Annotated in this window: 18 protein-coding genes; 13 read left to right on the top strand and 5 right to left on the bottom strand. The window is 68.4% G+C overall.

Features of this window, described 5'->3' with window-relative positions; translation table 11 throughout:
- The first annotated feature begins 7 nt into the window (after nucleotides 1-7).
- Nucleotides 8-1,030 (top strand): Bug family tripartite tricarboxylate transporter substrate binding protein, encoded by a 1,023-nt coding sequence (locus tag ACYVKR_RS00825; protein WP_460478809.1) that lies wholly within the window; start codon nucleotides 8-10, stop codon nucleotides 1,028-1,030.
- Between the two features lie 5 nt (nucleotides 1,031-1,035).
- Here the strand turns inward: ACYVKR_RS00825 and ACYVKR_RS00820 are convergent, their stop codons facing one another.
- Nucleotides 1,036-1,884: a LysR substrate-binding domain-containing protein gene (locus ACYVKR_RS00820; RefSeq protein WP_460478808.1), complete on the bottom strand. Its 849-nt coding sequence runs from the start codon at nucleotides 1,882-1,884 to the stop codon at nucleotides 1,036-1,038.
- 33 nt (nucleotides 1,885-1,917) lie between these two features.
- Here ACYVKR_RS00820 and ACYVKR_RS00815 point away from each other — a divergent pair, with 33 nt between their 5' ends.
- Together ACYVKR_RS00815 and ACYVKR_RS00810 are read left to right on the top strand one after the other, a co-directional pair.
- Nucleotides 1,918-2,793 (top strand): enoyl-CoA hydratase/isomerase family protein, encoded by an 876-nt coding sequence (locus tag ACYVKR_RS00815; protein WP_460478807.1) that lies wholly within the window; start codon nucleotides 1,918-1,920, stop codon nucleotides 2,791-2,793.
- 15 nt (nucleotides 2,794-2,808) lie between these two features.
- Nucleotides 2,809-4,008, top strand: a complete 1,200-nt coding sequence (locus tag ACYVKR_RS00810; protein WP_460478806.1) for a CaiB/BaiF CoA transferase family protein — start codon at nucleotides 2,809-2,811, stop codon at nucleotides 4,006-4,008.
- A gap of 3 nt (nucleotides 4,009-4,011) precedes the next feature.
- On the opposite strand, the gene ACYVKR_RS00805 is transcribed toward ACYVKR_RS00810, so the two are convergent.
- The 3 genes from ACYVKR_RS00805 to ACYVKR_RS00795 are packed head-to-tail and all read right to left on the bottom strand — an operon-like array spanning nucleotide 4,012 to nucleotide 7,229.
- Nucleotides 4,012-5,430, bottom strand: coding sequence for an MATE family efflux transporter (locus tag ACYVKR_RS00805; protein WP_460478805.1), 1,419 nt, complete (start codon nucleotides 5,428-5,430; stop codon nucleotides 4,012-4,014).
- A 44-nt stretch (nucleotides 5,431-5,474) separates the two neighbouring features.
- Nucleotides 5,475-6,770: an MFS transporter gene (locus ACYVKR_RS00800; protein ID WP_460478804.1), complete on the bottom strand. Its 1,296-nt coding sequence runs from the start codon at nucleotides 6,768-6,770 to the stop codon at nucleotides 5,475-5,477.
- 24 nt (nucleotides 6,771-6,794) lie between these two features.
- Entirely contained in the window at nucleotides 6,795-7,229 is a 435-nt protein-coding gene (locus ACYVKR_RS00795) for a MarR family winged helix-turn-helix transcriptional regulator (protein ID WP_460478803.1), read from the bottom strand.
- A 132-nt stretch (nucleotides 7,230-7,361) separates the two neighbouring features.
- Between ACYVKR_RS00795 and ACYVKR_RS00790 the strand changes: the two genes are divergently transcribed.
- Entirely contained in the window at nucleotides 7,362-7,760 is a 399-nt protein-coding gene (locus tag ACYVKR_RS00790) for a BLUF domain-containing protein (protein WP_460478802.1), read from the top strand.
- On the opposite strand, the gene ACYVKR_RS00785 is transcribed toward ACYVKR_RS00790, so the two are convergent.
- Complete coding sequence (locus ACYVKR_RS00785; protein ID WP_460478801.1) at nucleotides 7,754-8,749, bottom strand: LysR substrate-binding domain-containing protein; 996 nt, start codon at nucleotides 8,747-8,749, stop codon at nucleotides 7,754-7,756. The two genes, ACYVKR_RS00790 and ACYVKR_RS00785, sit on opposite strands and share 7 nt — an antisense overlap.
- Nucleotides 8,750-8,893: 144 nt before the next feature.
- Between ACYVKR_RS00785 and ACYVKR_RS00780 the strand changes: the two genes are divergently transcribed.
- The 9 genes from ACYVKR_RS00780 (at nucleotide 8,894) to catC (ending at nucleotide 17,404) form a co-directional block, all read left to right on the top strand.
- Complete coding sequence (locus ACYVKR_RS00780) at nucleotides 8,894-10,072, top strand: muconate/chloromuconate family cycloisomerase (RefSeq protein ID WP_460478800.1); 1,179 nt, start codon at nucleotides 8,894-8,896, stop codon at nucleotides 10,070-10,072.
- A gap of 54 nt (nucleotides 10,073-10,126) precedes the next feature.
- Complete coding sequence (gene catA, locus ACYVKR_RS00775) at nucleotides 10,127-11,062, top strand: catechol 1,2-dioxygenase (RefSeq protein ID WP_460478799.1); 936 nt, start codon at nucleotides 10,127-10,129, stop codon at nucleotides 11,060-11,062.
- Nucleotides 11,063-11,173: 111 nt separating this feature from the next.
- On the top strand, nucleotides 11,174-12,538 hold the full coding sequence (locus ACYVKR_RS00770; RefSeq protein ID WP_460478798.1) for a Rieske 2Fe-2S domain-containing protein: 1,365 nt from the start codon (nucleotides 11,174-11,176) through the stop codon (nucleotides 12,536-12,538).
- Nucleotides 12,535-13,035, top strand: coding sequence for a nuclear transport factor 2 family protein (benB, locus tag ACYVKR_RS00765; RefSeq protein WP_460478797.1), 501 nt, complete (start codon nucleotides 12,535-12,537; stop codon nucleotides 13,033-13,035). Before ACYVKR_RS00770 ends, benB begins: the two co-directional genes overlap by 4 nt.
- Before the next feature lie 17 nt (nucleotides 13,036-13,052).
- Nucleotides 13,053-14,069 (top strand): benzoate 1,2-dioxygenase electron transfer component BenC, encoded by a 1,017-nt coding sequence (benC, locus tag ACYVKR_RS00760; RefSeq protein WP_460478796.1) that lies wholly within the window; start codon nucleotides 13,053-13,055, stop codon nucleotides 14,067-14,069.
- 14 nt (nucleotides 14,070-14,083) lie between these two features.
- Nucleotides 14,084-14,854: a benzoate diol dehydrogenase BenD gene (gene benD / locus ACYVKR_RS00755; RefSeq protein WP_460478795.1), complete on the top strand. Its 771-nt coding sequence runs from the start codon at nucleotides 14,084-14,086 to the stop codon at nucleotides 14,852-14,854.
- A gap of 43 nt (nucleotides 14,855-14,897) precedes the next feature.
- Nucleotides 14,898-16,262 (top strand): MFS transporter, encoded by a 1,365-nt coding sequence (locus ACYVKR_RS00750; RefSeq protein ID WP_460478794.1) that lies wholly within the window; start codon nucleotides 14,898-14,900, stop codon nucleotides 16,260-16,262.
- 15 nt (nucleotides 16,263-16,277) lie between these two features.
- Nucleotides 16,278-17,090 (top strand): alpha/beta hydrolase, encoded by an 813-nt coding sequence (gene pcaD / locus ACYVKR_RS00745; RefSeq protein WP_460478793.1) that lies wholly within the window; start codon nucleotides 16,278-16,280, stop codon nucleotides 17,088-17,090.
- A 35-nt stretch (nucleotides 17,091-17,125) separates the two neighbouring features.
- A complete protein-coding gene (catC, locus tag ACYVKR_RS00740; RefSeq protein WP_460478792.1) occupies nucleotides 17,126-17,404 on the top strand; it encodes a muconolactone Delta-isomerase in 279 nt (92 codons plus the stop codon).
- The last annotated feature ends 13 nt before the right edge of the window (nucleotides 17,405-17,417 follow it).

Genomic DNA, 17,417 nt, shown 5'->3' with positions numbered 1-17,417 from the left:
ACAGACCATGCAGACAAGGAACCACGAATCCCGGCTGTCACGCCGCGAACTGTTGCGCAGCGCCGGCGCCCTGGGGCTGGGCATGGCGGCGGGCCTGCCCGCGCTGGCCCAGGGCGGGAGCGGCGCCGATTTCAAGCTCGACAAGCAGGTGCGCATCGTCGTGGCCTATGCGGCGGGCGGTGCATCGGACGCGATTGCGCGTTATGTGGGCGATGCCATCGCCCAACGCGGCGGCAAGCCGGTGATCGTCGAGAATCGGCCCGGCGCGGACGGCAACATCGCCGCCGAATTCGTGGTGCGCGCGCCCACGGATGCCTACAACCTGCTGGTGTCGGGCTCGTCCACCCATGCGGCCAACGCCACGATCTACAAGAAGCTGGCCTACGACCCGGACAAGGACTTCACGCCGCTGGCCACCATGGCCACCACGCCGTATGCGATGCTAGTCAGCCCCAAGCGCATCGCCCAGGCCTCGGCCGCCGACTTCCTGGCCTGGGCCCGCAAGGACGGGCAGACCGTGTCGTTCGCCAGCGCCAACGTGGGCGGCCGCATCGCGGGAGAACGCTTCAAGCAGCTCACCAAGATCAATGCGGTGAACGTGCCCTACAAGAGCAGCGCGCAAGCCATGACGGACCTGATCGGCGGCCAGTTCGACTACTACTTCTGCGACATGCTGACGGCGCTGCCGCAGATCAAGGCCGGCACGGTGCGGGCGCTGGCCCTGTCGAGCGCGCAGCGCATCGACGGCCTGCCCGAGGTGCCCACCGTGGCCGAGCTGGGCTACGCGGGCTTCGACGTCAGCTCCTGGATCGCCATCTGGAGCGCGAAGGCCACTACGCCGCAGCCGGTGTCGGCCGCGCTGTCGCGCTGGGTGGGCGAGGCGCTGGAGGCGCCGGCGGGCCAGGACTTCCTGGTCAAGAAGGGCCTGGTGCCCACGCCGGTGGCGCCCGAGCACCTGCTGCACCTGCAGGCGCGCGACACCAAGGACTGGGGCCGGATCATCATCGACGCCGGCATGCAGCAGCCCTGATGGCGTCAGTGTGGAGCAATCAGGTGGCGGACCTTCATCGCGCTTTCATGGCTGGCATCGGCGCGCCAGTACAGGCAGAAGCTGATCGGCGGCAGCGCCGGCAGCCGGGCCTGCGGGTCGAGCACGCGCAGGTCGGGGGCCAGCATCTCGACGGCGCGGGCGGTGACGCCCAGCCCCGCGCGCAGCGCTGCGCGCACGCCGGCCAGGGTCGAGGTCTCGAAGGCCGCGTGCCAGGGGATGCCGGCCTCGGTCAGCGCCTGCACCATGCTGCTGCGGAAGGGGCAGGCGGCCTCCATCAGGATCAGCGGCACCGAGGCGCCGGCCTGCGGGTGGTAGCGGGCGCCGGCGATCCAGGCCACCGGCGAGGTGCGCAGCACCGTGTGCGCGAACTCGGGGTGCGGGGCGATGTCCAGCATCAGGTCGATGTCGCCCTTGCGCAGCGCCGACGCCAGCCAGCGGCTGCGGCCGACCTGGATGTCGATGCTCAGGGTGGGAAAGTTCTGGGCGCAGATCTCGAGGTAGGCGGGCAGCAGGGTGTCGACTGCGTCGGCGCAGGCGCCGATCTTCACCGGCTGGGTGGCCGCCTGCTGGGTGATGACGCGGTAGGCCTCGTCGTTGAGGCCGACCATGCGGCGCGCGTATTCCAGCAGCCGCACGCCTTCCACCGTCAGCTTCTTGCGCCGGCCTACGCGCTCGAACAGCGCGCAGCCCAGCACGGCTTCGAGCTTCTGCATCTGCTGCGAGACCGCCGCCTGCGTGCGGTAGACCTTCTCGGCGGCGTTGGTGAAGCTCTCGCGCTCCGCCACCGCCACAAAGGTGCGCAGCAGGCCGATGTCGAGGTTGCGCATGCTCATTCCAAGGATTGTAGGTAACGAAAGAGGTTGGCTATGCAAGCAAGAGACAGTGCAGACGGCAAGGACAGCGAAGCCTGGGTGCTCACCTCCCGCGTGGGGCCGGTGGCGCGTATCCACCTGAACCGCGGCGATGCCCGCAACCCACTGGGGGCCGACATGGTGCAGGCGCTGTCCATGGCGGTGGACCAGGCCTCCAGCCAGAGCGGCGTGCGTGCCATTGTGCTCACGGCGGCGGGGCCGGCCTTCAGTGCCGGGGGCAACCTGGGCAACCTGGGCGACAGGCTGGCGGCCACGGCTGGGCCCGATGGGCGCGACCCGATCGCCGCCGGCAACCGCCGCTATGGCGAGTTCCTGACGCAGCTGGTGAGCGTGCCGCAGGTGACCCTGGCCTGCATCCAGGGCGCGGCCATGGGCGGCGGCGCGGGCCTGGCCTGCGCGGTGGACATCGCCATCGGCTCGCCCGAGGCCAAGTTCGGCTTTCCCGAGGCCGCGATCGGCCTGGTGCCGGGGCAGATCCTGCCCTTCGTCGCGGCGCGCCTGGGGCTGCCGGCGGCCCGGCGGCTGGTGCTGACGGGGCGGCGCATCGACGCGACCGAGGCCTACCGCATCGGTCTGCTCGACTATGTGGCCGAAACGCCCGAGGCATTGAGCGCGCTGGCGCGGCAGGTGCTGGAGTCTGTCGTGGCCACCGCGCCGCAGGCCTCGGCCTGCACCAAGCGCATGCTGGGCCGGCTGCCCGTGGCGCCGCTGCAGTCCAGCGGCGCGCTGCAGGGCTACCTGGACGAGGCAGCCGAGCTGTTCGCCCGCCAGATGCGCTCGGAGGCGATGGAGGGTGTGAGCGCCGCGAAGGAAAAGCGGCCCGCGCAGTGGAATGCGGCCGGCGAGCTGGCCGCACTGGATCTGGCATAGGAAGGGGAGGCCGTCATGGCGTCATTGGATGGTTTGAAGGTGGTGGACCTGTCGCGGGTGCTGGGCGGGCCGCTGTGCGCGCAGATCCTGGGCGACCACGGGGCGGATGTGGTCAAGATCGAGGGCCCGGCGGGCGACGAGACCCGTACCTGGGGGCCGCCGTTCGACGATGCGGGCATGGCCTCATACTTTGCCGGCATCAACCGCAACAAGCGCACCGTGTGCGTCGATGTGTCCGAGCCCGAGGGGCGTGACGTGGTGCTGCGCCTGCTGCAGGACGCCGACGTGCTGATCGAGAACTTCAAGGTCGGCACGCTGGAGCGCTGGGGCATGGGCTACGACGAGGTGCTGCGCGAGCGCTTTCCGCGCCTGATCCACTGCCGCGTGACGGGCTTCGGTGCCACCGGCCCGCTGGGCGGGTTGCCGGGCTACGATGCAGCGGTGCAGGCGCTCAGCGGCCTGATGAGCATCAACGGCGACCCCGAAGGCGTGGCCACGCGCATGGGCGTGCCCATCGTGGACGTGACCACCGGGCTCAACGCCGTCATCGGCATCCTGATGGCGCTGCACGAGCGCGAGCGCAGCGGCCGGGGCCAGTCGGTGGAGTCGGCGCTGTTCGACAGTGCGATCTTCTCGCTGTACCCGCATTCCATCAACACGCTGTTCACCGGGCGGGCGCCGCAGCGCTCGGGCAACGGCCATCCCAACATCGCGCCCTACGACACCTACGCCACCGCCACCGAGCCGATCTACCTGGCCGTGGGCAACAACGGCCAGTTCCAGCGCTTGTGCGAAGCCGTGGGCCACCCGCAGCTGGCCACGGACGAGCGCTATGCGACCAATGCCCAGCGTGCGGTGCACCGTTTCGAACTCAAGCAGGATCTGCAGCAGGCCTTCAGCCGCTTCGATGCGCAGGCGCTGTTCGAGAAGCTGGTTTCGGTCGGCGTGCCCTGCGGTGTGATCCACAACGTGGTCGAGGCGCTGAGCCACCCGCACACGGCGCACCGCGGCATGGTTGCCGAGGTGGAGGGCTTCCGCTCGGTGGCCTCGCCGATCAAGCTCAGCCGCACGCCGGCCAGCTACCGCCTGCCGCCGCAAGAGATAGGCCAGAGCACGCTGCAGGTGCTGGGCGAGGCGGGGCTGTCGGAGCAGCAGATTGCGCTGCTGCTGGAGCGCGGCATGATCCGGCAGGCCCCGGCCGGCGAGGCCGCGTAGGCCTCAGCCCTTGGCCCACTGGCGCGCCAGCGCCGCCGGGTGGCGCGGCCAGCCGGGACGGCCGAACCAGGCGCCGCCCGCGATGGTGACGGCGATGACACTGCCGTAGACCACCAGCGCCGCCGCCTGCGCGGCGAACACCTGCACCAGCGCGCCGCCGCCCTGCAGGGCCAGCCAGCCGCCGGCGCCGGCCACCGCCAGGCGCAGCACGTTCGCCAGCACCGGCCACAGCAGCCGGCCCGCGCCCTGCGAGGCAAAGTACAGCACCAGCCCCAGGCCGAAGAAGCCATACCACGGACCCACCGTGCGCAGGTAGAGGCTGCCGGCCTCAAGCATGGCCGGGTCGCTGCCGAACAGCCGCAGCCAGGCCTCGGGGAACAGCGCGGCGGTGATGCCCATGGCGCTGGTGAGCCCGAAGGCCAGCGCCGCGCCGGCCCAGGCGGCGCGCAGCGCGCGCTCAGGGCGGCCGGCGCCCATGCAGGTGCCCACCATGGCCAGCAGTGGCGCGCCCAGGCCGAAGACCAGCGGCACCATCAGGTACTCCAGCCGTGCGGCCGTGCCGTAGCCCGCGATGGCGCCGGCGCCCCAGCGCCCGGCCAGCGCGGTGGCGATGCCAATGCTCAGGTTGGTGGCGGCGGTGGAGATGGCGCCCAGCAGGCCCACGCGCAGGATGTCGCGCATCAGCGGCCAGCGCAGCTGTGCCTCAGCCCAGCGCGGGCGCAGCAGGCTCGCGGGCGAGCGCAGGTACAGCAGCATAGCGATGCTGCCGCCCAGGTAGTACAGCAGCAGCGCCAGTGCGCCGCCGGCAATGCCCAGCGCCGGCACCGGCCCGCCGCCGAAGATCAGCAGCGGCGACAGCGGCACCACGGCCACCACGCCCACGACCATCACCTTGGCCGGCAGCGCCATGTTGCCGGTGCCGCGCACCATGGCGGCGAGCGCGTTGAACAGCCACACCAGCACCGCGCCGCCGAACACCCAGTGCGAGTACACCAGCGCTGCCTCCAGCGCCGCGCCGCTGCCGCCCATGCGCTCGTAGAGCCAGCGTCCGCCCAGCCACATCGCGGCGGTGGATGCCAGGCCGAAGCCCAGCGCGATGGCGAGCGACTGCCAGACCAGCGCCTGCGCGTCTTCGTGCCGCCGTGCGCCCAGCGCCCGCGCGATGGCCGAGGCCATGCCGCCGCCCATGGCGCCGGACGAGGTCATCTGCATCAGCATCACCAGCGGAAAGACCAGCGCCATGCCGGCCAGCGCGTCGGTGCCCAGCTTGCCGACGAAGTAGGTCTCGATCAGGCCGATGGCGGCCTGTGCCACCATGACCACGATGTTCGGCACCGCCAGCCGCAGCAGCGTGGGGACGATGGGGGCTTCGAGCAGGCGCTGCGTGCGCGGATCGAGGGCGGTGGGGGCGGAGGCAGGCATGGTGGACCTCAGGAGGAAGCGGGGGGCGGGAGTTGGGGGCTGCGTCAGGCGTGTGCCATGGCCGGGCGGGCAGGCGCCGTGGGCTGCCGGGCCTGCAGCACCAGCAGCGCCGCCAGCAGGCACGCGCCGCCGGCCACGTACAGCGCCGGGGTGTAGGTCAGCAGCAGCGTGCGCGACAGGCCGCCGCCCCAGGCGGCCACGGCCGCGCCGAGCTGGTGCGCGGCGAAGACCCAGCCGAAGACCATGCCGGCCTTCTGTGGCCCGAAGGCGGCGCCGGCGAGCTTGACCGTGGGCGGCACGGTGGCGATCCAGTCCAGGCCGTAGAACATCGCGAAGATGCCCAGCCCGACCAGCGTGAAGCCCGAGTGCGGCAGCCAGAACAGCGACAGGCCGCGCAGCCCGTAGTACCAGAACAGCAGCTTGCGGTTGTCGTAGCGGTCCGACAGCCAGCCGGACAGCACCGTGCCCACGAAGTCGAAGGCGCCCATGGTGGCCAGCACCGAGGCCGCCGGCACCGGGCCCAGGCCGTTGTCGCCGCACAGCGAGATGAAGTGCGTCTGCACCAGGCCGTTGGTGCTCAGCCCGCAGATGAAGAAGCTGCCCGCGAGGACCCAGAAGGTGCGGTTGCCGGCGGCCTCGCGCAGCACGCGGAACGGCGTGGCGAAGTCCAGCCGCAGCGCGGGCGCCGGGGGCGGCGCGTTGTCCGCCGTTTCACCATAGGGACGCAGGCCCACGTCGGCCGGGCGGTCGCGCAGGAAAGCCAGCGCCAGCAGGCCCACGAGCAGCGCCATCGCGACGATGGGCGCCACCGCCGCGCGCCAGCCCCACTGCTCGATGATCCACGCCGCCAGCGGCAGGAAGGCGAGCTGCCCCGTGGCCGAGCTGGCGGTCAGCAGGCCGATGACCAGGCCGCGGCGGGCGTGGAACCAGCGGTTGGCCACCACGGCGCCCAGCACCATCGCCGTCAGGCCCGTGCCCATGCCCAGCATCAGGCTCCACAGCCAGAACAGCTGCCACAGCTGGTCGGCCAGGGTGACCAGGGCCATGGCCCCGCCCACCAGCGCCAGCCCGGCGACGACCACCGGGCGCAGGCCGAAGCGCTCCATCAGCACCGCGGCGAACGGCCCCATCAGTCCGAACAGCGCGAAGCGCAGCGCCAATGCCGACGAGATCTGCTCCGTGGTCCAGCCGAACTCCTTGCCCAGCGGCTGGATCATCGCGCCGGGCAGGCCCAGCGCGGCGGCCATGGTGAGCATGGTGAGAAAGGTGATGCCGGCGACCAGCCAGCCATAGTGGATGCCGCGGCCTTGCAGCCAGGTGGCGGTGCGGGTGAGGGGCATGGGGGTTCTCCGGGAAAGGGAAGGCTATTCGTCGCCGAGCACGGCCAGGGCCTCGTCGATCAGCGTGTGCAGCGCGAGCACACGCTCCACGCCGAGCCGGTCGTTCAGCGCCAACTGGGCCTTGCGCCAGAGCGTGCGGGCTTCTTCGCGCTTGGCCTGGCCAGCCTCGGTGAGTGTCAGCAGCCGGCTGCGGGCATCGGCGCCTTCGCCCATGGCCACCCAGCCTTCGGCGATCAGGGGCTTGAGGTTGCGTGTGAGCGTAGAGGCGTCCATGCGCATGCGCGCCGCTAGGTCGACGGGACGGATGGGGCCGTGCGCGGCGACATTCGACAGCAGCGAGTACTGCGAGGTCTTGAGCCCGCTGTCGGCGATGTAGGCGTCGTAGTGGCGCGACACCACGCGCGTGAGCTGGCGCAGCTTGAAGTTGGTGCAGCCTTGCGGCTTGGTGGATGCGGTCATGGTTGATTATTGTATCTACAATGATTGTATATGCAATAAATAAGGACGCGCAATCCTTCTGCGGCCTGGCCCCTTCCGGGGAGATGGCCATGCCCTATGATGCGGCGGTCATCCAGAGGAGGTATTGCGGCCATGCACCAGCAGATGTGCTTCATGTATTGCAGCGTGCTGGCGCCCGGGGCGGGTGCGGCCTGCGTGGGCACCATCGTCAAGACGGCGCGGGAATTCAACGGTGCGCATGGCATCACCGGCCTGCTGGTCTTCGACGGCGAGCGCTTCTGCCAGTACATCGAAGGTCCGGCGTCCGCGATGCAGGTCCTGGTCGAGAAGCTGGAGGCCGATCCCCGGCACACCGATTTCACGCCGCTGCATTTCGAGCGCGGGATAGACGCCGGGCGGCGCTTTCCCGGCTGGTCCATGGGCTATGCGGACGTGGGTGGCGACCACACGATCGACGGCATGGCGCAGCTGGCGGCGGACGAGGCGGTGCAGAAGCTCCAGGCGCTGTCGCGCGAGCTGGACTGCTACTGAGGCGCCGCCCCGTCGCCCTTCTTTCTGCTGCGCGGCTCGCGCGCGGTCCTGGCCTTGGGCAGGTTGGCGTTGGGAAAGAAGTTGTGCTCCACGTCCAGCCAGGCCGGGTTCTCGGCATACATGTCGGCTACCAGCTGTTTGATGGCGGCTATGTACCAGGCGTTGTCGTTCAGGCGGTGGGTGAAGATGATGGGCGAAGTGGCGCGCGGGTCGTCGATCAGGCGGTAGTGCAGGTCGCTGCGCAGGCGTGCGGACGCCGGGATCAGGCACAGCCCGGACTCCGCGGCCACCAGGCCCAGCGCGGTCTGGATCTCGCGCACCTCATGCACCTCGGACGGGCGGATGCCCTGGTCGTTCAGCAGGCTCAGCACATGGTCGGCAAAGCTCGGGCGCGGTTCCTTCGGGTAGACGATGAGCTTCTGGTCCTGGAGCGCCTTGAGGCCGATGTGGCTGGCGTCGGCGGCCAGCGGGAAGCCGGGCGGAATGGCCAGCACCAGGCGCTCTTCGCGCAGCACCGTGCGGGCCACCGTGGCGTCGTTGCTGCGGATGCGCCCGAAGCCCACGTCGATGCGTCCCGATTTCAGCGCCATGAACTGCTGCGTCGACGTGAGCTCCACCAGCTGGATGTCCAGGTCCGGGTAGTGCTGGCGCAGCTTGCGCACCAGCATGGGCAGGCCGCCATAGAGCGTGGAGGCGACGAAGCCGATCGACAGGGTCTGGCGCTGGTTCAGGCCGATCTGCCGGGTGGCGGTTTTCAACTGGTCCAGCCGGTTGATGATCTGCAGCGCCTGCTCGTAGAACGTGCGCCCCGCCTCGGTCAGGCGCAGCGGCCGGCTGTTGCGCAGCAGCAGCTGCACACCCAGCTCCTCTTCCAGCAGCTGGATCTGGCGGCTGAGCGGCGGCTGGGCGATGTGGAGCTGTTCCGAAGCCCGCGTGAAGTTGCGCGCATCGGCCACGGCGACGAAGTATTTGAGCTGTCGGATATCCATCAGGGTAAACCATAGCCATATGGGATGAATGGTATGTAGTTCCTTGATTTTTATGGAGCTACTTTGAAAGTATATCTTTAAGGTATTGAATTAGACCAATTTGGTGTTGGATCGATGCGGGGCTCCCGTTGTTCAATCGATCCCATGCAACACACCCAACGCCTCCAAACCTTCGCCGCATCGGCCGTCGTCGAGCGGGTGGAAACCTTCCTGCTGGACCTGCCGACGATCCGTCCGCACCAGCTGTCCATGGCGACGATGAACGGCCAGACCCTGATGCTGGTGCGCCTGCACTGCTCGGACGGCACCGTCGGCATCGGCGAAGCCACGACGATCGGTGGCCTGGCCTACGGTGCGGAGTCGCCCGAAGGCATGAAGCTGGCCATCGACACCTATTTCGCGCCGCTGCTGGTCGGCGCGGACGCCAGCCAGGTGCCGGCCCTCATGGCCCGGCTGAACAAGGCTATCAAGGACAACCGCTTCGCCAAGTGCGCGGTGGAGACGGCGCTGTTCGATGCGCTGGGCCATCGCACGGGGCTGCCGGTGTCGCAGTTGCTGGGCGGCCGGGTGCGCGACTGCCTGCCGGTGGCCTGGACGCTGGCATCGGGCGACACCGCCAAGGACATCGACGAGGCCGAGCGCATGCTGGCGCAGCGCCGCCACAACATCTTCAAGCTCAAGATCGGCCGCCGCGCCGTTGCCGACGACGTGGCGCATGTCGCCGCCATCAAGCGGGCGCTGGGCGAGCGCGGTGCGGTCCGGGTCGATGTGAACATGGCCTGGAGCGAGCTGGAGGCACAGCACGGCCTGGCCGCGCTGGCAGATGCCGGCTGCGAACTGGTGGAGCAGCCGGTGGCCTCGGCCGACGCGCTGGCGCGCCTCAAGGGCCGCTTCCCGATCGCGGTGATGGCCGACGAGTCGCTGACCGGACCGGCCTCGGCCTTTGCGCTGGCCCGGGTGGCCGGTGCCGATGTTTTCGCCATCAAGACCGAGCAGTCCGGCGGCCTGCAGGCCGCGCAGCAGGTGGCGGCGATTGCCGACGCCGCCGGCATCGAACTCTATGGCGGAACCATGCTGGAAGGTGCGGTGGGCACGATTGCCGCGGCCCACGCCTTTGCGACCTTCCGCGACCTGCAGTGGGGCACCGAGCTGTTCGGCCCCCTGCTGCTGACCGAGGAGATCCTGGTGCAGCCGCTGCAGTACCGGGACTTCCAGCTGGCGGTGCCGACCACGCCGGGCCTGGGCATTGCGCTGGACGAGGAGCGCGTCCAGTTTTTCCGCCGCGACAGGAAGCGGGCAAGCGCCGCGGCGTCGGCCGGCTGACCGACTTTCCATCCCCATTCATTTCCATCCCCACGATTCCCAAGGAGACACACCATGGCTGCCAAGATCTTCAACACCTCCGAAGTGCAGGACTTCCTGCGCCTGGCCAGTGGCCTGGACCAGAGCGGCGGCAACCCGCGCGCCAAGCAGATCATCCATCGCATCCTGTCCGACCTGTTCAAGGCCATCGAGGACCTGGACATCACCTCGGACGAATACTGGGCCGGCGTGGCCTACCTGAACCGGCTCGGCGCCAGCAGCGAGGCGGGCCTGCTGTCGCCCGGCCTGGGCCTGGACCGGTACTTCGACATGCGCATGGACGCCGAGGACGAGGCGCTGGGCGTCACAAACGGCACGCCGCGCACCATCGAAGGGCCGCTGTATGTCTCGGGTGCACCGGTGGCGCAGGGCTTTGCCCGGCTGGACGACGGCAGCGACACGGCCGGCCACACGCTCATCATGCATGGCACGGTCTACGGTGCGGATGGCCAGCCGGTTCCCGGTGCGCAGGTCGAGGTTTGGCATGCCAACACCAAGGGCTTCTATTCCCACTTTGATCCCACCGGCGAGCAGAAGCCCTTCAACATGCGCCGCACCATCATTGCCGACGCGCAAGGCCGCTACAAGTTCCAAAGCATCGTGCCCGTGGGCTACGGATGCCCGCCGGCAGGCCCCACGCAGGCGCTGCTCAACCAGCTGGGCCGCCATGGCAACCGCCCCGCGCACATCCACTTCTTCGTCACGGCCGATGGCCACCGCAAGCTGACCACGCAGATCAACATCGATGGCGACCCGCTGGTCTACGACGACTTTGCCTACGCCACCCGCGAAGGCCTGGTGCCGCCGCTGGTGGAGCGCAGCGACGCGGCCAGCATCCAGGCCAACGGCCTGAACGGCCCGTTCGCGGAGATCGTATTCGACATCAAGCTCAGCGAGCTGGTGGACGGTGTCGACAACCAGATCGTCGAGCGTCCGCGCCTGGCGGCCTGATGCATGGCGGCTGCGGTGCCGGGCGCACCGCAGCTCCAGCCCTTCCGATTTTTCCCTGGCGCAGCGCGGCACGCGTTGCGGGGGAGAGCTGCACCCCAAGGAGACCCCACCATGAAAACGACTGCCTCTGCCGACAAGTTCGGCGATGTCGAGAAGCTGCTGGAAACAGCCTTGCAAGATGACAAGGAAGCCGGCATCTTCCGCTGCCGCCGCGACATCTTCACCAACCCCGAGCTGTTCGAACTGGAGATGAAGTACCTCTTCGAATCGAACTGGGTCTACCTGGCGCACGAGAGCCAGATCCCGAACAACAACGACTACTACACCACCTCGATCGGCCGCCAGCCGATCATCATCACCCGCGACAAGCAGGGTGAGCTGCACGCCGTGATCAATGCCTGTGCGCACAAGGGGGCCATGCTGTGCCGCCGCAAGCACGGCAACAAGGGTAGCTTCACCTGCCCGTTCCACGGCTGGTCCTTCAACAACACCGGCAAGCTGCTCAAGGTCAAGGACGAGAAGACCACCGAGTACCCGGTCTCCTTCAACAAGAACGGCTCGCACGACCTGACCAAGGTTGCGCGCTTCCAGAACTACCGCGGCTTCCTGTTCGGCAGCCTCGATGCCGACGTGCAGCCGCTGGAGGAGTACCTGGGCGAGACCCGGGTCATCATCGACCAGATCGTGGACCAGGCACCCAACGGCCTCGAAGTGCTGCGCGGCAACTCCAGCTACATCTACGACGGCAACTGGAAGATGCAAATGGAAAACGGCTGCGATGGCTACCACGTCAGCTCCGTGCACTGGAACTACGCGGCCACCATGGGCCGCCGCCACGAGGAAGGCACCAAGGCCACCGATGCCAACAACTGGAGCAAATCGGTGGCCGGCGTCTACGGCTTCGAGAACGGCCACATCCTGCTGTGGACCAAGACGCTGAACCCCGAGGTGCGTCCGATCTGGAACCAGCGCGAGGAGCTCGCCCAGCGTGTGGGCCAGGACCGCGCGGACTTCATCGTCAGCCAGACCCGCAACCTCTGCCTCTATCCCAACGTGTTCCTGATGGACCAGTTCGGCACGCAGATCCGCGTCGCCCGGCCCCTGAGCGTGAACCAGACCGAGATCAGCATCTTCTGCTTCGGCCCCAAGGGCGAGAGCGCCGAGGACCGTGCCATCCGCATCCGCCAGTACGAGGATTTCTTCAACGTCTCCGGCATGGGCACGGCGGATGATCTGGAGGAGTTCCGCGCCTGCCAGGCGGGCTACGCGGGCAGCGCGGTGCGCTGGAACGACATGAGCCGCGGCGCACCGCTGTGGATCGAAGGCCCCGACGAGAACGCCAGAAAGATGGGCATGAAGCCCTTGCTGAGCGGCGAGCGCAGCGAGGACGAGGGCCTGTTCGTGTGCCAGCACGACTACTGGGCCAAGACCATGCGCCGGGCCGTGCAACAGGAACTTGAAGGAGCCCAGCCATGAGCACCAATACCCAAGCCGACCACGGCGCCATCTGCGCCTTCCTCTACCGCGAGGCACGCCATCTGGACGACCGCGAGTGGGAACCCTGGCTGGAGCTGTACGCCCCCGATGCCGAATACTGGATGCCGGCCTGGGACGACGACGACCAGCTCACCGACGACCCGCACAGCCAGATCTCGCTGATCTATTACCCGAACCGCAATGGCCTGGAGGACCGGGTCTTCCGCATCAAGACGGAGCGTTCCAGCGCCTCGATGCCCGAGCCGCGCACCAACCACATGCTCACCAACGTGGAAGTGCTGGCAGAGCGCAGCGACGCGGTCGACATCCGCTACAACTTCCACACGCTCAGCCACCGCTACAAGCAGACCGATCACTTCTTCGGCACGGTGTTCGCCACGTTGCGCAAGGTGGACGGGGGCTTCCAGATTGCGCGCAAGAAGATCGTTCTGAAGAACGACTACATCCGCCAGGTCATTGATGTCTATCACATCTGACGCCCAAGGAGACCATCATGAACAGCTATCGCATAGCCCTGAACTTCGAGGACGGGGTCACCCGCTTCGTGGACTGCGGCGCCACCGAGAAGGTGCTGGATGCGGCTTTCCGTAACCGCATCAACCTGCCCATGGACTGCTCCGACGGCGTTTGCGGCACCTGCAAGTGCAAGGCCGAAAGCGGCGCCTATGACCTGGGTGACGACTACATCGAGGATGCGCTGACGGAGGATGAGGCCGGGCAGGGCCTGGTGCTGACCTGCCAGATGGTGCCCAAGTCCGACTGCGTGATCGCCGTGCCCGTGCCATCGACGGCCTGCAAGACCGGTACCGCCCAGTTCGGCGCCTCGGTCACCGAGGTGGCGCCGTTCAGCGACGCGGCCTACGAATTGGTGCTAGACATCCCGGAGAACGCGCCGGCCTTCCTGCCCGGGCAGTACGTCAACATCACCGTGCCGGGCAGCGGCCAGCACCGCTCCTACTCGTTCAGCTCCGCGCCGGGCGAGCGCCGCGTGACTTTCCTCATCAAGCACGTGCCCGGCGGACTGATGAGCACCTGGCTGCAGGGCGCCGGCAGCGGCGAGCAGCTGCAGATGACGGGGCCGCTGGGCAGCTTCTACCTGCGGGCGGTGGCGCGTCCGCTGCTGTTCCTCGCCGGCGGCACGGGCCTCGCGCCCTTCCTGTCGATGCTGGAAGTGCTGGCGCGCGAGGGCACGGCGCAGCCGGTGCACATGATCTACGGCGTGACGCGCGACCAGGACCTGGTGCTGGTGGAGCGGCTGCAGGACTACGCGCTGCGGATTCCCGGCTTCACCTTCACCACCTGCGTGGCCGATCCGCAGACCGCGCACGAGCGCCAGGGCTATGTCACCAACCACATGCCGGCGCAGGCGCTGCATGGCGGCAACGTGGATGTCTACCTGTGCGGCCCGCCGCCCATGGTGGAGGCGGTGCAGAAGCACTTCAAGGCCGAAGGCATCGCACCGGCGAGCTTCCACTACGAGAAGTTCACGCCGAACCAGCCGGCGGCATGAGCAGGGGGAAGAACATGAGCAAGCGATTCGAAGGCAAGGTCGTCGTCGTTACCGGCGCGGCGCAGGGTATTGGCCGGGGCGTGGCGCTGGGCGCGGCTGCAGAGGGTGGCAAGGTGGTGCTGGTCGACCGGGCCGACTTCGTTACCGAAGTGGCAGCAGAAGGCGGTGCGAGCGCGGCGGGATTCGTGGCCGATCTCGAGACCTACGAAGGCGCGCAGGCGGCGATGGCATTTGCCGCACAGACCTTCGGCGGCATCGACATCCTGATCAACGGCGTCGGCGGCGCTATCCGCATGCGGCCGTTTGCCGAATTCGAGCCGCAGCAGATCGACGCGGAGATCCGCCGTTCGCTGATGCCCACGCTGTATGCCTGCCACGCGGTGCTGCCGCACCTGCTGGCGCGCGGCGGCGGCACCATCGTCAATGTGTCGTCGAATGCGACGCGCGGCATCCACCGCGTTCCGTACTCGGCGGCCAAGGGCGGTGTCAATGCGCTGACGCAGTCGCTCGCGATGGAGTACGCGCAGCACCACATCCGCGTCGCCGCGACCGCGCCCGGCGGAACCAGTGCGCCGCCCCGGCGCGTTCCGCGCAATGCTGCCGGCGACACCGAGCAGGAAAAGGCCTGGATGAACGAGGCCGTGCAGCAGGTCACCGAATCCACCTTCTTCAAGCGCTACGGCAGCCTGGACGAGCAGATCGCCCCGATCCTGTTCCTGGCGTCGGACGAGGCGAGCTACATCACGGGCACGGTACTGCCGGTCGCCGGCGGAGACCTGGGCTGAGGCAGGTCATGCAACGGACAGAAAACAGAAACAGGAGACAGCCATGAAAACGCTGGAAGTGAACCAGATCATCGACAACGCCCGCTTCACGCGGTTCCACTGGATGGTGGTGTGGCTGTGCGCACTGCTATTGATCTTCGACGGCTACGACCTCTTCATCTACGGTGTGGTCCTGCCGGTGCTGATGCGCGAATGGAATCTTTCGCCGGTGCAGGCCGGCGCGCTGGGCAGCTATGCGCTGTTCGGGATGATGTTCGGCGCCTTCATCTTCGGCCCGCTGGCCGACCGCGTGGGCCGCAAGAAGGGCATAGCCATCTGCTTTCTGCTGTTCACCGGGGCGACCTTCCTCAACGGCTTCGCCAAGTCGCCGACCGAGTTCGGCATCTACCGCTTCATCGCCGGCCTGGGCTGCGGCGGCCTGATGCCGAACGCGGTGGCGCTGATGAACGAGTACGCCCCCAAGCGCCTGCGCAGCACGCTGGTGGCGGTGATGTTCAGCGGCTATTCGCTGGGCGGGGTGCTGTCGGCCGGCCTCGGCATCTACATGCTGCCGCGCTTCGGCTGGCAGGCGATGTTCTTCTCCGCCGCGGTGCCGCTGGTGCTGCTGCCGATCATCCTGTGGAAGTTGCCGGAGTCCGTGGGCTTCCTGCTGCGCCAGGGGCGCGAGGACCAGGCCCGCGCCATGCTGGCGCGCGTCGATCCCGCTGCGCGCATCGACACCGATACCCGGCTGGTCGTGGCCGACGGCAAGGGGGCCGGCGTGCCGATGTTCGACCTGGTCAAGGACGGCCGCTCCATGGGCACCTTCATGATCTGGGTGGCGTTCTTCTGCTGCCTGCTGATGGTGTATGCGCTGGGCTCCTGGCTGCCCAAGCTGATGGCCAATGCCGGCTACAGCCTGGGGTCGAGTCTGTCCTTCCTGCTGGCGCTGAACTTCGGCGGCATGGCCGGGGCGATTGCCGGCGGCTGGCTGGGCGACCGCTTCAGCCTGCCGAAAGTGGTGGTGGCCTTCTTCGCCGTGGGCACGGTATCGATTGCCGCGCTGGGCTTCAACAGCCCCATGCCCGTGCTGTACCTGCTCATCATCCTGGCCGGCGCGACCACCATCGGCACCCAGATCCTGCTGTATGCCAATACGGCGCAGTTCTACCCGCTGGCCATGCGCTCCACCGGCCTGGGCTGGGCCTCCGGCGTGGGCCGCACCGGCGCCATCGTGGGGCCGCTGCTGGGCGGCTCGCTGATGGCCGCGGCGCTGCCGCTGCAGATGAACTTCCTGGCCTTCGCGGTACCCGGCCTGGTGGCGGCCCTGGCCATGGGCTGCTTCATCCTGTGGTACCGCCGCAATCCTGGCGATGCCAGCGCACCGGCGGCCGCCATCGCGCAGCCCGTCGCATCCAGCCAGGCCTGACCAGGAGAAAGCCCCATGAGCCATCCAGCAACTGCCTTGGCAACGCGGCGAGGCGCGTTCCGAGTCACGGTCGACGGCGATGCCCGCGCACCGGCGCTGATCCTGAGCAACTCGCTGGGCACCACGTTGGAGATGTGGGACCCGCAGGTGGAGATGTTGTCCAAGGCCTACCGCCTGGTCCGCTACGACACGCGCGGCCATGGCGGCAGCCCGGTCACTGAGGGACCGTACAGCTTTGACGACCTCGGCCGGGATGTGCTGGCGGTGCTCGATGCGCTGGAGATCGAGCAGGCCGCGTTCTGCGGCATATCGATGGGCGGCCACACCGGGCTGTGGCTGGGCATCCACGCGGGCTCGCGCTTCAACGCCATCGCGGTCTGCAACAGCGCTGCCAGGATAGGCTCGGAGTCGGCCTGGCGCGAGCGCGCAGCCATGGTGCGCAAAGGTGGCGCGGCCGGCATGCAGGCGCTGGCTGCATCCGCGCCGGGCCGCTGGTTCACCGAAGGCTTCATCCAGGCGCAGCCCGCAGCCGTGCAGCGTGTGCTGGACGGCCTGGCCCGCCTGGCCCCCGAAGGCTATGCGGCCTGCTGCGATGCGCTGGCGGCCTCGGACCTGCGTAGCGGCCTGGGTCGCATCGCCACTCCCACGCTGCTGCTGGCCGGGGCCTCGGACCCGGTCACCACGGTGGCCGATGCCGAGGCGATGCAAGCCGGCATCCCGGGATCGCAACTGGCCGTGGTGCCGGCGTCCCATCTCTCGAACCTGGAAGCGCCGCAGGCATTCGAGCAAGCCGTTCTGGATTTCCTGTCCGGCGTCCCTGCGCACTGATCCGCCCCGCATTCTTCATCCCGAAAGGAAACCCCATGCTGTATCTGGTCCACATGATTGTCGATATCCCCTCCACCGTACCGGCCGAAGAGGCCGCGCGCATCAAGGCGGAGGAAAAAGCCTATTCGCAGGCCCTGCAGCATGCCGGCACATGGCCGCACCTGTGGCGCGTGGTGGGCGAGTATGCGAACTACAGCGTGTTCGACGTGGAAAGCAATGACGAACTGCACGACACGCTGAGCAAGCTGCCGCTGTTCCCGTTCATGAAGATCACGGTGACGCCGCTGGCCAAGCACCCATCGTCCATCCGATAGACCTGTTGCGGAG

The sequence above is a fragment of the Comamonas humi genome (genome assembly GCF_054782535.1).
This window is presented reverse-complemented; position numbering and strand designations above follow the sequence as displayed.

Bases quoted from the DNA above. Each gene is read 5' to 3' on its own strand.
- ACYVKR_RS00825 (WP_460478809.1), top strand. From the start codon at position 8: ATGCAGACAAGGAACCACGAATCCCGGCTGTCACGCCGCGAACTGTTG.
- ACYVKR_RS00820 (WP_460478808.1), bottom strand. From the start codon at position 1,884: ATGAGCATGCGCAACCTCGACATCGGCCTGCTGCGCACCTTTGTGGCG.
- ACYVKR_RS00815 (WP_460478807.1), top strand. From the start codon at position 1,918: ATGCAAGCAAGAGACAGTGCAGACGGCAAGGACAGCGAAGCCTGGGTG.
- ACYVKR_RS00810 (WP_460478806.1), top strand. From the start codon at position 2,809: ATGGCGTCATTGGATGGTTTGAAGGTGGTGGACCTGTCGCGGGTGCTG.
- ACYVKR_RS00805 (WP_460478805.1), bottom strand. From the start codon at position 5,430: ATGCCTGCCTCCGCCCCCACCGCCCTCGATCCGCGCACGCAGCGCCTG.
- ACYVKR_RS00800 (WP_460478804.1), bottom strand. From the start codon at position 6,770: ATGCCCCTCACCCGCACCGCCACCTGGCTGCAAGGCCGCGGCATCCAC.
- ACYVKR_RS00795 (WP_460478803.1), bottom strand. From the start codon at position 7,229: ATGACCGCATCCACCAAGCCGCAAGGCTGCACCAACTTCAAGCTGCGC.
- ACYVKR_RS00790 (WP_460478802.1), top strand. From the start codon at position 7,362: ATGCACCAGCAGATGTGCTTCATGTATTGCAGCGTGCTGGCGCCCGGG.
- ACYVKR_RS00785 (WP_460478801.1), bottom strand. From the start codon at position 8,749: ATGGATATCCGACAGCTCAAATACTTCGTCGCCGTGGCCGATGCGCGC.
- ACYVKR_RS00780 (WP_460478800.1), top strand. From the start codon at position 8,894: ATGCAACACACCCAACGCCTCCAAACCTTCGCCGCATCGGCCGTCGTC.
- catA (WP_460478799.1), top strand. From the start codon at position 10,127: ATGGCTGCCAAGATCTTCAACACCTCCGAAGTGCAGGACTTCCTGCGC.
- ACYVKR_RS00770 (WP_460478798.1), top strand. From the start codon at position 11,174: ATGAAAACGACTGCCTCTGCCGACAAGTTCGGCGATGTCGAGAAGCTG.
- benB (WP_460478797.1), top strand. From the start codon at position 12,535: ATGAGCACCAATACCCAAGCCGACCACGGCGCCATCTGCGCCTTCCTC.
- benC (WP_460478796.1), top strand. From the start codon at position 13,053: ATGAACAGCTATCGCATAGCCCTGAACTTCGAGGACGGGGTCACCCGC.
- benD (WP_460478795.1), top strand. From the start codon at position 14,084: ATGAGCAAGCGATTCGAAGGCAAGGTCGTCGTCGTTACCGGCGCGGCG.
- ACYVKR_RS00750 (WP_460478794.1), top strand. From the start codon at position 14,898: ATGAAAACGCTGGAAGTGAACCAGATCATCGACAACGCCCGCTTCACG.
- pcaD (WP_460478793.1), top strand. From the start codon at position 16,278: ATGAGCCATCCAGCAACTGCCTTGGCAACGCGGCGAGGCGCGTTCCGA.
- catC (WP_460478792.1), top strand. From the start codon at position 17,126: ATGCTGTATCTGGTCCACATGATTGTCGATATCCCCTCCACCGTACCG.